Genomic DNA, 13,392 nt, shown 5'->3' with positions numbered 1-13,392 from the left:
CGCTCCTCCATCGAAAGCCAGCTCGGCGCCGGCCACAAGACCAACGGCGTCAAAAAGCTGCACAACGTGGGCCCGAGCTTCAGCTACAAGCTGCGCGACTCGGCCGGCCAGGCCGTGGAATACAACAACTACATGCTGCCGATGGACATCGACGGGGCACGCTCGTACCTCTTCGGCATGCGCGAGACCCCGTCCGAGCCCTTCCGTTACCTGCGGGTGCCGGCCGACGATCAGGACAGCCTGGACGAATTCGTGCGCCTGCGCGCGGCGCTCGCCGATCCGCTGGCGCGCGAGCAAGCCATCCGCCGATACGCGGTCAACGCGGTGGAAGGCGGCAAACCCGGTCTGGCCGAGGCGCTGCAGCAGTCGGCCAACCGCGCGCTGGGCCTGTTTGCCGGCGCCGAGACCATCGAGGCCAAGCCGGGTGATCCGCCCATCAAAGGCGGGCTGCCGGCGGTGGCGGCCTTCCTTGAAAACAACGTGCCCGAAGCCGAGCGCGAGCGGGCCAGCGACGTGCTGGTGCGCATCCTCAACGGCACGTTGTTCGAGTTGCTGCAAGTCGGCCGTGAACGCGCCGGGCTGCCGCCGCTGCCCAACGACGACAAGGCGGTGGCCTTCATGCGCGGCGCGGTCATGGGCCTGAGCGACTCCTTCTACTACCCCGCGCCCATGACCTTCCAGCTCAAGGACTTCCAGCACGTGCAGGCCAGCGTGTTCCAGGTGGCGCGAGCGCCTGGCCAGACCATCGTCTACCTGGGCTGTGTCTTGCTGATCGTGGGCGTTTTTGCCATGCTCTACGTGCGCGAGCGCCGCGTATGGGTGTGGCTGGCACCGAGTGGCGATGGCCGCGCCCAGGCGTCCATGGCCCTGTCGTCCAACCGCAAGACGATGGAAGCCGATCAAGAGTTTGAAACCCTGAAAATCCAGTTGCTGAAGGTGACCCCATGAACACCGCCACCCAGACCATCGAACTCAAGCGCGGCCCCCAGGCCAGCGCCAACGCCCTGCAACCGGGTTATTTCGCCCGACGCGACGTGTGGGACTGGCTGTTTGCTGTCCTGTTGCTGGCCGGCACCGCCTGGGCTTTCATGCGTTACGACGCGTCCATGGACGTCTACGAGCAGTCGATCCTCGCGGGCGCAGCGCCCGCGCTGATCTGGCTGGGCTGGTTCTGGCGTCCCTTGCGTGCGCTGATGGCGGTGGTGGCGGGCTTGTCGCTGGTGGCCATTTCGCTTTATCAGACGCCTGCGGGTGCTGCCGATCTGGCGCGCGCCGACCAGGTTTTCCTGCTCAAGTACTTCTTGTCCAGCCAGTCGGCCATCTTGTGGATGAGCATGCTGTTTTTCATGAGCACCCTGTTTTACTGGGTCGGCATGTTCAGCCGGGACGGCAACACCTTCGAAAGCCTGGGTTCGCGCCTGGCCTGGATAGCCGTCACGCTGGCGCTGGTCGGCACCATGGTGCGCTGGTACGAAAGTCACCAGATCGGTGCTGGCATCGGCCACATCCCGGTCAGCAACCTTTACGAGGTCTTCGTGCTGTTCTGCTGGATGACCGCGGCTTTTTACCTGTACTACGAAGACCAGTACAAGACCCGTTCCATGGGCGCGTTCGTGATGCTGGTGGTCAGCGCGGCCGTGGGCTTCTTGCTCTGGTATGCGGTGGTGCGCGAAGCAGGTGAAATCCAGCCCTTGGTGCCTGCCCTGCAAAGCTGGTGGATGAAGCTGCACGTGCCGGCCAACTTCATCGGCTACGGCACCTTCGCCATCGCGGCCATGCTCGCCTTTGCCTACCTGATCAAGCAGAGCGCGGCCGAAACCCGCTGGTACAAGCTGGCCCCGCTGTGGCTGCTGGGTATCGTGCTGTGTTTCGAGCCTATCGTGTTCCGCAGCTCGGCCGCCGAAAAGGGCGGCAGCTACTGGTTCATCTACTTCGGCATCTCGGCGTTGATCGTGGCCACCATCATGTTCGGCCGTCGCCGCATCGCTGCCCGCCTGCCGGCGCTCGAGTTGCTGGACGACGTCATGTACAAGGCGATCGCGGTCGGTTTCGCCTTCTTCACCATCGCCACCGTGCTGGGGGCCTTCTGGGCGGCCGAGGCCTGGGGCGGCTACTGGAGCTGGGACCCCAAGGAAACCTGGGCCCTGATCGTCTGGCTGAACTACGCAGCCTGGCTGCACATGCGCCTGATGAAGGGCCTGCGCGGCACCGTGGCCGCCTGGTGGGCCCTGGTGGGCCTGGCGGTGACCACCTTCGCTTTCCTGGGTGTGAACATGTTCCTGTCGGGCCTGCACAGCTACGGCGAACTCTGATCGCTGTCTTCACCCATTCACGACACCCCGCCTCGGCGGGGTGTTTTGTTTTGGGGTGTCCCTGGTGTGTGGAAACTTTGTAAGACACTGCGGCGTCGTACGACCGACAGTCAACAACAGGAGCGCACCATGATCATCCGGTCCACCGACCACGGCTACCCGCACCCCTTCGCCAGCGAGATCACGCCGCAGAGCGCCTACCTGGGCCGGCGGGCGTGGATGCAGCGTCTCGCGCTCGGGGCAGGCGGGGCCGCACTGGCCGGCTGGGCCTCGCGTGACGCGTTGGCGCAGGCCGCCGGCACTGCGCGTCCGAACCGGCTGGCTGCTCTGCCCGCGGTGCGCTCTGGGGTGCCGGGCGCCCAGACGATGGAGAAGCTCACCAGCTATGCGGACGCCAGCACCTACAACAACTTCTACGAGTTCGGCACCGACAAGTCGGACCCGGCGGCCTACGCCCACACGCTCAAGACACGGCCCTGGACCGTGTCGGTCGAGGGCCTGGTGAACAAGCCGCGCACCTACGGCATCGACGACCTGCTGAAACTCGCGCCGATGGAAGAACGCATCTACCGCCTGCGGTGCGTGGAAGGCTGGTCCATGGTGATCCCCTGGGTCGGCTTCTCGCTGGCCGAACTGATCCGCCAGGTGGAGCCGCAGGGCAGCGCGAAGTACGTGGAGTTCGTGACCCAGGCCGACCGCGAAACCATGCCCGGGGTGCGCTCCAGCGTGCTGCTCTGGCCCTATGTGGAAGGACTGCGCATGGACGAGGCCCGCCACCCGCTGACGCTGCTGGCCTTCGGCATGTATGGTGAGGTGCTGCCCAACCAGAACGGCGCACCCGTGCGGCTGGTTGTGCCCTGGAAGTACGGTTTCAAGAGCGGCAAGTCGCTGGTCAAGATCCGCTTCGTCGAGAAAGAACCCAAGACCGCCTGGAACATCGCCGCACCGCAGGAGTATGGCTTTTATTCCAACGTCAACCCGGACGTGCCGCACCCGCGCTGGAGCCAGGCCACCGAACGTCGGCTGGGCGACGAGGGGGGCTTGTTTGCCAAGCGGCGCAAGACCGAGCGGTTCAACGGCTACGAAGCGCAGGTCGGGCAGCTGTACGCGGGCATGGACCTCAAGAAGTTCTACTGATGCGGGCGTTGAGCCACCCGGCCGCCAAGCCCCTGGCTTTCGGCCTGTGCCTGTTGCCGGCGGCCTGGCTGTTCTGGGCCGCGGCGACCGACCAGTTGGGCGCGAACCCGGCGGAGGCCTTGATCCGTTCCCTGGGTGACTGGTCGCTGCGCGCGCTCGTGCTGGTGCTGCTCATCACGCCCCTTCGTGTGACGGCGGGGTGGCCGCAACTGGCGCGTTTTCGCCGCATGGCGGGGCTGTTCGTGTTTTTCTACGCCAGCCTGCATTGGCTGTCGTACGCCTGGTTCGACATGGGATTCGTCTGGGCCGACATTGTGGCCGACGTGCCCAAGCGTCCTTTCATCCTCGTCGGCACGCTGGCCTGGTTGCTGTTGCTGGCCCTGGCGCTCACGTCGTTCAACCGCGCCATCCGAACCCTGGGGGCTGCGCGCTGGCAGGCGCTGCACCGCGCCGTGTACGCGGTGGCTGTGCTGGCGGTGTTGCACTTTTTCTGGATGCGCTCCGGCAAGCAGGACTTTGTCGATGTGGCGGTGTACGCCGTGCTGCTGGGCAGCCTGCTGGGCTGGCGGGCCAGGCGACGCTGGATGCGCCACCGGGCGGCCGCGCTGGTCTGACAGGGCGGTTCAGCGCGCCGGGCTGGTCGGTTCGGGTGCCGATGCTGCCGGCGTGGCCGCTGTCGCCGGTGCGGTGGAGGCCGGGCGCAGAAACAGTGGTCCCTTCTGACCACATCCCGCAAGCAGCGAGCAGCCCACACACAGCGCCGCAATTCCCCTGCGGCCAGCAGTGACCCAAGCGCTAGCGCAGTCGCCGCCTAGAATTGATCGGGTTTCCATCATCCGCACGATTCTAATGACCGACACCGATTACCTGGACCGCGCCGAGGCACTGCTGCGCGCGGTGGAACTGGCCTGCGATCGCATCAACGACGAGTCGGATGCCGACATCGACAACCAGCGCGTGGGCGGCATGATCACGCTGACCTTTGCCAACCGCAGCCAGATCATCATCAACCTGCAAAAACCGCTGCAGGAGGTCTGGCTTGCCGCGCGGGCCGGCGGCTTCCATTACCGGCACGACGGGCAGGCCTGGGTGGACACCAAAGGCCAGGGCGAGTTTTTCGCCAACCTCAGCCGCTACGCCAGCGAGCAGGCCGGGCAGCCGCTGATCTTCAGTTCTTGAAAAGGTCGAGGATGCCGCGGCGATCGGCGTTGTCCATCGCCGGTGCGCCCGACTCGCCTTCTGCCGCAGCTTCGGCACCGGCTGCTGCGTTGTTCGCTGCGCCACCAGGCCAGGGGTCGCGCAAACCCAGGCTTCGTACGCCGTGACCTGGGCCGTATTCCTCAAAGTACCATTCGCCCCCGACGTTGATCACGCCCGCCGGCGCTGTGTACTCGCTCACTGGCACGTCCTTGAGTGCTTCGGCCATGAAGTCGATCCAGATGGGCAGGCTCAGGCCCCCGCCGGTTTCGCGGCTGCCCAGGTTGCGGGGCGTGTCGTAGCCGACCCAGGCCGCGGCCGCCACGGTGGGCTGGAAGCCCACAAACCAGGCGTCCATCGAATCGTTGGTGGTGCCGGTCTTGCCATAAAGGTCCGGACGCTTGAGCGTTGCCTGAGCGCGTGCGGCGGTGCCGCTGCGCGTGATCTCCTGCAGCAGGCTGCTCATCAGGAACGCGTTGCGCTCGTCGATCGCGCGGCGCGACTCGTCCAACGCGACGACGGGCGCTTCGTACAGCAGCTTGCCCCGGCTCTCGGCCACTTTGGTGATGAACTGCGGCGTCACGCGGTAACCGCCGTTGGCAAACACCGCATAGCCTGTGGCCATTTGCATCGGCGTGACCGAACCAGCCCCCAGCGCCATGGTCAGGTAGGGCGGGTGTTTGTCGGCATCGAAGCCGAAACGCGTGACCCATTCTTGCGCGCTCTGGGTACCCACCAGCTGCAGCACACGGATGGACACCATGTTCTTGGACTTGGCCAGCGCCCGCCGCACCGACATGGGACCTTCGAACTGACCATCGTAGTTCTTGGGTTCCCAGGGCTTGCCGCCGGTCTCGCCTGCGCTGTAGAAGAGCGGTGCGTCGTTGACCACGGTCATCGGCGTCACGCCTTTTTCCAGTGCGGCCGAATAAATGAAGGGTTTGAAGCTGGAGCCCGGTTGCCGCCACGCCTGGGTCACGTGGTTGAACTTGCTCGTCGGGAAGTCGAACCCGCCGACCAACGCCCGGATGGAGCCGTCGCGCGGGTCCAGCGCCACAAAGGCCGACTCGACCTCGGGCATCTGGCTGATGCGCCAGGTTGTGTCGCCTGTTTTGACCACACGAATCACCGCTCCTGGCCGGATCTTGATGTTCGGTCCCGCCTTGTCCGACAGGCCCGAGGTGGCTGGCCGCAAGCCCTCACCGGTGATTTCAAACGGTTCTCCATCCTGACGCACCGCCACGACCTTGCGCGGGTTGGCGTCCAGCACCACCGCTGAGAGCAGGTCGTCGCTGTCGGCATGCTCATTGAGTGCTTCGTCCACTGCTTCGTCACGCGCAGGGCCGGCGGGTGGCAGGTTGATGAACAGCTCGGGGCCGCGGTAGATCTGTCGGCGTTCGTAGTCGAGCACACCTTTGCGCAGCGCCCGGTAGGCCGCCTGCTGCTCGTTGGCGCGCAGGCTGGTGGTCACGTTCAGCCCGCGGGTGTAGGCCTCGTCCCCGTATTGCGCCACCATCGCCTGGCGCACCATTTCGGCCACGTATTCCGCGTGCACCCGTTGTTGCGAACCGCTGGGGCGCAGCTTCAGTTCCTCGGTCTTGGCGGCTTGTGCCTCGGCAGCGGTGATGAAGCCGTTTTCAAGCATCCGGTCGATGATGTGCAGCTGCCGCACCCGGGCGCGCTTGGGGTTGGTCACGGGGTTATAGGCCGACGGGGCTTTGGGCAGGCCGGCGAGCATCGCCGCCTCGGCGATCGTGACGTCTTTGAGCTGCTTGCCGAAGTAGGTCTGTGCGGCGGTCGAGAAGCCGTAAGCCCGCTGGCCCAGGAAGATCTGATTCATATAGATCTCCAGGATCTGCTCCTTGGTCAGCAGGTGTTCAAGCTTGAAGGTCAGCAGCACTTCGTAGATCTTGCGGGTGTACGTCTTGTCGGCCGACAGGTACACATTGCGCGCGACCTGCATGGTGATGGTGGAGGCGCCCTGGCTCTTGGCCTGGCCCAGGTTGGCCAGCGCGGCGCGCATCATGCCCTTGTAGTCCACCCCGCTGTGTTCGAAGAACCGCGCGTCTTCGATCGCCAGCACGGCGTTCTTCATCACGTCGGGGATCTCGTTGATGGTCAGCAGGTTGCGCCGTTCCTCTCCGAATTCCCCGATCAGCTGGCCGTCGGCGGTGAACACGCGCAGCGGCAACTTGGGCCGGTAGTCCGCCAGGTCGGCCACATCGGGGAGGTTGGGGTAGGCCACAGCCAGGGCAATACCGACACCCATGGACAAAGCCACGAAGGCGGCCACCATCAGGCCCGCCAGCGTGGTCACCGCCCGCGCCAACCACTGCAGGGCGCTCCCGCCCGGACTGCCGGTGCGTTCAGCTGGACGGGCGGCGGCTTGATCGTCTGAAGACATGCGTGGTGCGAGCGAAAATTGCGGATTATAAAAATCGAGCCAGCGGCGCAGGCGCCAGGATGGGACTGCCTATTGTCAGAGCTTGTTCACTGCCGGCGCCGGCGACCGATGTTGCAAAGGGAAAGAGCGCGATTTTGCGTATGCTTTTGACAACGTTCCCATTTGTTGCAAAGACAAAAAATCTTTGCCGCACAAGGGGCTTACTGCTAGCATTGAAGTGATTTCTTAAGTCTGGCGCGTATCCGCGTCACCATTTTTGGGGGCCACCTTGATCTCATTGGGGTCGTTATTCAGCCGGGAACCGGCGCCGCTGTTGGGCATTGACGTCAGCTCATCCAGCGTGAAATTGGTGGAACTCGGACGCAACCGTGCCGGTGATCTGGTGCTGGAGCGCTGTGCCATCGAGCCCTTGGAGCGGGGCTGGATCACCGACGGCAACATCGAAAAATTCGATGAGGTCGCCGAGGCCGTGCGCCGCGTGGTGCGCAAAAGCGGCAGCAAGACCAAGAACGTTGCGCTGGCCTTGCCGGCGTCGGCGGTGATCACGAAAAAGATCATCCTGCCGGGGGGGTTGTCGGACAAAGAGCTGGAGGCGCAGGTCGAATCCGAAGCCAACCAATACATCCCGTTCTCGCTGGACGAAGTGAGTCTGGACTTCTGTGTGATCGGCCCCAGTGCCACCTCGGTTGGCGACGCCGAGGTGTTGATCGCCGCGTCCCGCAAGGAAAAGGTATCGGATCGTCAGGGGCTGGCCGAAGCCGCGGGCCTCAAGGCCGTCGTGATGGATGTCGAATCCTATGCCTCGCGCATGGCCGCTGGTCGCGTCATCGAGACGCTGCCGAACCAAGGCTTGGATTCTCTCGTGGCGCTGTTCGAGGTGGGCGCATTGACCACCAGCATGCAGGTCATCCGCAATGACGATGTGTTGTACGAGCGTGACCAGGCATTTGGTGGTGCCCAGCTGACGCAACTGATCGTGCGGCAGTACGGCTTCTCGGCCGACGAAGCCGAAGCCAAAAAGCGGTCTGGCGATCTGCCGGATGACTACAAATCGGTGGTGCTGGACCCCTTCATCGAGAGCATGGCGCAGGAAGTCGGGCGCGCTTTGCAGTTTTTCTTCACCAGCACGCCCTACAACCGGGTGGACCATATTCTGCTGGCCGGCGGTAGTGCGGCCTTGCCAGGCCTGACCGATGCGGTCACGCACCAGACCTCGTTTGCCTGCATGGTGATCAACCCGTTCGATGGCATGGAAATGTCGGGCAATGTGCACGCGCGCAAGATCGCCCGTGAAGCGCCGTCCTACCTGACCTCTACCGGCCTGGCCCTGCGGAGGTTCTACCAATGATCCTGATCAACCTCTTGCCGCACCGTGAGGCGGCCCGCAAACGTCAGAAAGAGCAGTTCTTTACCCAGTTGGGTTTGTCCGCTTTGCTGGGCGGTGTCATCTGCGGTGCTGTGTTCGTCTGGTACCAGGGGCAGATTGCCTCGCAACAAGATCGCAATACTTTTCTCAAAACCGAGATCACCCGGTTGGACAACGAGATCAAGGATATCGCCAGCCTGCAGGCGCAGATCGCGTCGCTTCGAGCGCGCCAGACGGCGGTGGAGGACCTGCAGAGCGATCGAAACCTGCCGGTGCACCTGCTCGACGAACTGGTGACCCAGTTGCCGGACGGCATCTACCTGACCAGCATGAAGCAGGAGGGCCAAAACGTTTTGTTGACTGGTGTTGCCCAATCACAGGAGCGGGTGTCCGAGTTGCTCCGAAACTTGGCCAATCAGAGTGTCTGGCTGAGCAAGCCGCAACTGGTTGAAATCGTCGCCTCCACGGCAGGTGTTGCTGGTCGTGATCAAAAGCGCGTATCGAATTTCACGATGCGGGCAAGCCTTTCCCGTCCGGCTGTCGAGCCCACGGCTGCGAATGCAACGAGCACGGCCACTGTGGTTCCACCACCTGGAAAAGTCTGAGGCACAAAAATGGCTGCAATGTCCCTCAACCTGGATACCAAGGCGATCCAGGAACAACTCAAAAAACAGTTCACTGGACTGGATCCCAACGACCCGTCGCTGTGGCCAGCTCTCCCTCGCAATCTGCTGTTCGTCGCGGTGTGTCTGGCAGTGATCGCCGGGCTCTGGTTTGCGTGGCTCAAGTCGGTGGATGAAGAGCTCATCGCCGAAAAGACGCGTGAGGAACAACTGCGTGAAGACTACAGAAAGAAGCTTGTCCAGGCGGTCAATCTGGATGCTTTGAAAAAGCAGCTGGAACAAGTGCAGCAATACGTGACGCAGTTGGAGCGTCAACTGCCCAGCAAGGCGGAAATGGATGCCTTGCTGTCCGATATCAATCAGGCGGGCATTGGCCGCAGCTTGCAATTCGAGTTGTTCAGGCCAGGGCAAGAGTTGGTCAAGGAGTACTACGTCGAGTTGCCGATTGCGGTGCGCGTCACGGGGCGATACCACGACGTCGGACTCTTTGCCGCGGATATTGCCAACCTGTCCCGTATCGTGACGCTCAACAACCTTACCCTGGCGCCAGGGAAGGATGGCGTGCTGTCGATGGATTGCACGGCCAAGACATTCCGGTACCTGGACCAGGATGAAGTGGCCATGCAGAAAAAGTCTGCAGGTGCCAAAGGAGCGGCCAATTGAAAAGCATTGTTGTTTTGATGGCTGCGAGCGGGCTGATTGTCGGCCTGACCGGTTGCACGTCGTCCGGACAGGATGAATTGCGCGAGTGGATGCAGGTCGAGCGCAGCAACATCAAGCCACAAGTCAAGCCGATACCTGAGCCGACCAAGTTCATTCCGCAAGCCTATCTGGGTGAGCGGATGGTCCAGCCCTTCAGCGACGAAAAGTTGGCCAGCGTTCTCAAAGGCAGTGATGCGGCGCCTGTAGCCAACTCGGCACTCATCGCACCCGAACTCAATCGGCGCAAACAGCCTCTGGAAGCCTACCCGCTCGACACCATGGCGATGGTGGGCAGTCTCAACCGACAAGGACAGTTGGTTGCCTTGGTCAAGGTGGATAACTTGCTGTATCAGGTGAGGCCTGGTCAGTACCTGGGCCAGAACTACGGGCGGATCACCAAAATTTCCGAAACCGAAGTGGTGCTGCGCGAGATCGTGCAGGACGCGGTAGGTGAGTGGATTGAGCGGCCAGCAGCGTTGCAGTTACAAGAGGAAGGTTCTAAATGAAAAAGCATGACTGGGCCAACGGTGCCGGTATTGCGCAGCGCAAGCTGTTCCAGTGCACAGCTGTTCTTTGCCTGACCTTGGGCAGTGCATTTGCGTATGCGCAAAACGCCATTCAGTCGCTGTCTGGGCTTTCGCAGGGCGCAGGCGAGGTGGTACGCATCGAAATGGCGGAGCCATTGTTGGCTGTACCTTCAGGTTTCACGATTCAGTCGCCAGCTCGCATCGCACTTGATTTTCCAGGTGTGGTCAATGGAATTGGGCGCAGTGCGGTTGAAATCAACCAAGGCAATCTCCGGTCGGCCAATGTTGTGCAGGCCGGTGACCGCACACGGGTGGTGATCAACCTCAAGCAGGCGGCCTCGTATCAGGCCCGCGTGGAAGGCAAGACACTGTTGATCGTTCTCGATCGGACCGATGCGTCGACAACTGTCGCCGCGGCAACTGGAGCGCCCGCCTCGAAGCCTGCCTTCGCCGAGAGTCGCAACAGCAGCATGGCGTCTCTGAAAGACGTTGACTTCCGACGAGGAACCGGGACCACCGGCAAAGTGGTGGTCGAACTGGCGAACAATCAAATCGGTGTCGATATCCGGCAGCAAGGTCAGAACCTCGTTGTCGATTTTCTGAAATCGACCCTCCCTGAGGGCCTGCGCCGCCGCATGGATGTCAGCGATTTCGGCACGCCGGTGCAATTGATCGCAACCAGTCAGATGGGGGATCGGGTGCGCATGGTGGTCACTCCAAAGGGTAACTGGGAGCACTCGGCGTATCAGAGCGACAACCAGTTTGTGCTGGAAGTGCGCGAGCAAAAGGTCGACACGTCTAAACTGACGCAGGGCCCTGGCTACAACGGGGAAAAGCTTTCCCTGAACTTCCAGAACATCGAGGTGCGATCGCTGCTGCAGGTGATTGCCGACTTCACCAACTTCAACGTGGTGACATCCGACTCGGTGAGCGGTGCGGTCACCCTGCGCTTGAAGGATGTACCTTGGGATCAGGCTTTGGACATCATCCTGCAGGCCAAAGGTCTGGGCATGCGAAAGTCTGGCAACGTTCTGTGGATCGCGCCCAAGGACGAAATTGCTGCAAGGGAGAAGCAGGAACTGGAATCCAAAGCTTCCATAGAGAGTCTGGAAACGCTGCGCACTCAAGGTTTTCAGATGAACTATGCCAAGGCGGCTGACATCGCTGGGCAGATCACAGGCGGCGGCGGGGGCTCTGGCAGCACCTCGCGGCTCCTCTCGCCACGCGGAAGCGTGATGGCAGAGCCGCGCACCAATCAGTTGTTCGTGACGGACATCCCCTCCAAGCTGGAACAGGTGCAGCAGTTGATTTCTAAGCTGGATATTCCCATCCGTCAGGTTTTGATTGAGGCCCGCATCGTCGAAGCAGACGATCGCTTTGGCCGCTCAATTGGTGTTCGTTTGGGTGGCAGTGACCTTCGTGGCGTTCGTGGGGGTGATGCTGGCTATGCTGTAGGGGGTTCCAACCGAATTGCTTTTGGCGGGAGTTACGACGCCGTCTCGGGGACCACGCTTGAAAGCTCTGCAACATTGGATACGGTGAATACGTCATTCGTGAATCTCCCGTCCACCGGCGCTGGCGGTTTTGCTCCAGCGGCCTTTGCTGTGTCTTTGTTCAGTTCGGCTGCCAACCGATTTTTGAATCTTGAAATTTCAGCTTTGGAAGCCGATGGTCGTGGCAAGATTGTTTCAAGTCCACGTGTCGTCACGGCAGATCAGGTAAAAGCGCTCATTGAACAGGGGACTGAGTTTCCGTATCAAACAGCCACGTCAAGTGGTGCCACGGCATTGTCTTTCCGCAAGGCCAACCTTAAGCTTGAAGTGACGCCCCAGATCACACCCGAAGGAAACATCATTCTGGATGTGGATGTGAACAAGGACAGCCGAGGCGAGACCACCGCAGCAGGTATCGCGATCAACACCAAGCATGTGCAGACGCAAGTGCTTGTGGAGAACGGTGGCACGGTGGTGATCGGCGGCATCTTCGAGCAGACCGAGATTGACGATGTGACCAAAGTGCCTCTTTTGGGTGATATCCCAATCATGGGAAATCTGTTCAAGAATCGCAGCAAGACGGCAAATAAATCCGAGTTGCTCATCTTTATCACCCCGCGCGTGATTTCAGATCGTGGTGTGATGCGTTGAGTTGCAATTGTTTGATTCGGGACGAATGATGATGAAATTCTTCAGATTGATTGGCGGCTTGGCGCTGGCGGCAGCATTGACCGCGTGCGGAGGTGGCGGAGGGAGTCCTGGAGCGACTATCCCCGGAGGAGGCGGCTCGACCGCTGGAGGTGGGAGCACCACGAGCACAGCCGTTGTCACGCCGTCTTCGATTGAAGTGCTGGCTTCGGCAAACGAAGTTTTGTCCGCCGGAGCCGAGGTATTGGTGACGGCGGTGGTGAAGAACGCAAACAATGTGGGAATGGCCGAGCAGACGGTTGTTTTTGCAGTCAACGAGGGTGCCACGCTGCGTGGCGCAAGTGTCACCACCAACGAAGATGGTGTGGCCACCGCACGACTTTCTGCCGGCGCAAACAAGGCCTTGCGCAATGTGACCGTGACCGTCACGTCGGGAACCTCCACCGGTAGCATCCCTTTGCCAGTGTCTGGTACCCGCATGACGTTGACGGGCGCTGGATCCCTGAAACTGGGTGATGCGACGAACTACATTGCCAGATTGGTGGATTCGTCGGGCAACGGTATTGGCGGGCAGACCATCAGCGTCACTTCAGCTAACGGAAACGGACTCAGTAACCGCGTTTTGACCACAAGCGCTAACGGTGAAGCACCGTTCATTTACACAGCCAATGTGAGTGGGACAGACACTTTGTCGATCAGCGGCTTGGGCACTTCTGCCAGAGCGGTGGTGGGTGTCAGTGCCATCGACTTCACTGTGTTGAGTCCTCCAAACAACACCAGCGTGATAGTGGGTGCCAGTCAGACCGTCTCGGTTCAGTACAAGGTCGGGGCCGTTGGCCAGGCCGGGGTCACTGTGCTCTTCAGCACCACGCGTGGTGCACTGAGTTCGAACTCGGTCACCACCAATGCTTTGGGCATTGCCACGGTTTCGGTTTCATCCACCAGTGCAGGGCCGGCCAGTGTGGTCGCGCAGATCCCTTGCG

12 protein-coding genes and 1 pseudogene are annotated in these 13,392 nt (G+C 61.8%); 11 read left to right on the top strand and 2 right to left on the bottom strand.

Translation table 11 applies throughout. The annotated features are described in order from the left end of the window. From ACR2JA_RS06990 to ACR2JA_RS06975, 4 genes are all read left to right on the top strand, one after another. A partial coding sequence (locus ACR2JA_RS06990) for a cytochrome c biogenesis protein ResB (protein WP_434008379.1) occupies positions 1-948 on the top strand: 948 nt, incomplete at its 5' end. Continuing rightward, positions 945-2,312 (top strand): c-type cytochrome biogenesis protein CcsB, encoded by a 1,368-nt coding sequence (gene ccsB, locus ACR2JA_RS06985; RefSeq protein WP_434008378.1) that lies wholly within the window; start codon positions 945-947, stop codon positions 2,310-2,312. The genes ACR2JA_RS06990 and ccsB, both read left to right, overlap by 4 nt. Positions 2,313-2,441: 129 nt before the next feature. After that, entirely contained in the window at positions 2,442-3,449 is a 1,008-nt protein-coding gene (gene msrP / locus ACR2JA_RS06980) for a protein-methionine-sulfoxide reductase catalytic subunit MsrP (RefSeq protein WP_434008377.1), read from the top strand. Then, positions 3,449-4,063 (top strand): sulfite oxidase heme-binding subunit YedZ, encoded by a 615-nt coding sequence (locus tag ACR2JA_RS06975; RefSeq protein WP_434008376.1) that lies wholly within the window; start codon positions 3,449-3,451, stop codon positions 4,061-4,063. The genes msrP and ACR2JA_RS06975 overlap by 1 nt, the downstream gene beginning before the upstream one ends. 9 nt (positions 4,064-4,072) lie before the next feature. Here ACR2JA_RS06975 and lptM read toward each other — a convergent pair whose 3' ends face one another. Next, positions 4,073-4,282, bottom strand: coding sequence for an LPS translocon maturation chaperone LptM (lptM, locus tag ACR2JA_RS06970; protein WP_434008380.1), 210 nt, complete (start codon positions 4,280-4,282; stop codon positions 4,073-4,075). A 16-nt stretch (positions 4,283-4,298) separates the two neighbouring features. On the opposite strand from lptM, the gene cyaY reads away from it, so the two are divergent. After that, a complete protein-coding gene (gene cyaY / locus ACR2JA_RS06965) occupies positions 4,299-4,628 on the top strand; it encodes an iron donor protein CyaY (protein WP_434008375.1) in 330 nt (109 codons plus the stop codon). Here the strand turns inward: cyaY and ACR2JA_RS06960 are convergent. Then, the gene (locus tag ACR2JA_RS06960) at positions 4,618-7,050 is read right to left on the bottom strand and encodes a penicillin-binding protein 1A (protein ID WP_434008374.1); all 2,433 of its coding nucleotides are present in this window, start codon (positions 7,048-7,050) and stop codon (positions 4,618-4,620) included. The two genes, cyaY and ACR2JA_RS06960, sit on opposite strands and share 11 nt — an antisense overlap. A 268-nt stretch (positions 7,051-7,318) precedes the next feature. On the opposite strand from ACR2JA_RS06960, the gene ACR2JA_RS06955 reads away from it, so the two are divergent. The 6 genes and pseudogenes from ACR2JA_RS06955 to ACR2JA_RS06930 all read left to right on the top strand — a co-directional run. Continuing rightward, entirely contained in the window at positions 7,319-8,398 is a 1,080-nt protein-coding gene (locus ACR2JA_RS06955; protein WP_310565865.1) for a pilus assembly protein PilM, read from the top strand. Next, the gene (locus ACR2JA_RS06950) at positions 8,395-9,021 is read left to right on the top strand and encodes a PilN domain-containing protein (RefSeq protein ID WP_434008373.1); all 627 of its coding nucleotides are present in this window, start codon (positions 8,395-8,397) and stop codon (positions 9,019-9,021) included. Before ACR2JA_RS06955 ends, ACR2JA_RS06950 begins: the two co-directional genes overlap by 4 nt. A gap of 9 nt (positions 9,022-9,030) precedes the next feature. Beyond that, a complete protein-coding gene (locus tag ACR2JA_RS06945; protein ID WP_434008372.1) occupies positions 9,031-9,702 on the top strand; it encodes a type 4a pilus biogenesis protein PilO in 672 nt (223 codons plus the stop codon). Beyond that, positions 9,699-10,247, top strand: coding sequence for a pilus assembly protein PilP (locus ACR2JA_RS06940; protein ID WP_434008371.1), 549 nt, complete (start codon positions 9,699-9,701; stop codon positions 10,245-10,247). The genes ACR2JA_RS06945 and ACR2JA_RS06940 overlap by 4 nt, the downstream gene beginning before the upstream one ends. After that, the gene (pilQ, locus tag ACR2JA_RS06935) at positions 10,244-12,412 is read left to right on the top strand and encodes a type IV pilus secretin PilQ (protein ID WP_434008370.1); all 2,169 of its coding nucleotides are present in this window, start codon (positions 10,244-10,246) and stop codon (positions 12,410-12,412) included. Before ACR2JA_RS06940 ends, pilQ begins: the two co-directional genes overlap by 4 nt. A 25-nt stretch (positions 12,413-12,437) precedes the next feature. Further along, positions 12,438-13,392, top strand: a pseudogene (locus ACR2JA_RS06930) (hypothetical protein); the annotation flags it as partial.

This window comes from Hydrogenophaga sp. (genome assembly GCF_051007235.1).
Classification (GTDB): domain Bacteria; phylum Pseudomonadota; class Gammaproteobacteria; order Burkholderiales; family Burkholderiaceae_C; genus Hydrogenophaga.
The sequence above is the reverse complement of the archived record's forward strand: the minus strand, read 5'-3'. Positions and strand labels throughout refer to the sequence as shown.

What these genes read in the sequence shown, in the direction of transcription:
- ccsB (WP_434008378.1), top strand. Translation starts at nt 945, where the DNA reads ATGAACACCGCCACCCAGACCATCGAACTCAAGCGCGGCCCCCAGGCC.
- msrP (WP_434008377.1), top strand. Translation starts at nt 2,442, where the DNA reads ATGATCATCCGGTCCACCGACCACGGCTACCCGCACCCCTTCGCCAGC.
- ACR2JA_RS06975 (WP_434008376.1), top strand. Translation starts at nt 3,449, where the DNA reads ATGCGGGCGTTGAGCCACCCGGCCGCCAAGCCCCTGGCTTTCGGCCTG.
- lptM (WP_434008380.1), bottom strand. Translation starts at nt 4,282, where the DNA reads ATGGAAACCCGATCAATTCTAGGCGGCGACTGCGCTAGCGCTTGGGTC.
- cyaY (WP_434008375.1), top strand. Translation starts at nt 4,299, where the DNA reads ATGACCGACACCGATTACCTGGACCGCGCCGAGGCACTGCTGCGCGCG.
- ACR2JA_RS06960 (WP_434008374.1), bottom strand. Translation starts at nt 7,050, where the DNA reads ATGTCTTCAGACGATCAAGCCGCCGCCCGTCCAGCTGAACGCACCGGC.
- ACR2JA_RS06950 (WP_434008373.1), top strand. Translation starts at nt 8,395, where the DNA reads ATGATCCTGATCAACCTCTTGCCGCACCGTGAGGCGGCCCGCAAACGT.
- ACR2JA_RS06945 (WP_434008372.1), top strand. Translation starts at nt 9,031, where the DNA reads ATGGCTGCAATGTCCCTCAACCTGGATACCAAGGCGATCCAGGAACAA.
- pilQ (WP_434008370.1), top strand. Translation starts at nt 10,244, where the DNA reads ATGAAAAAGCATGACTGGGCCAACGGTGCCGGTATTGCGCAGCGCAAG.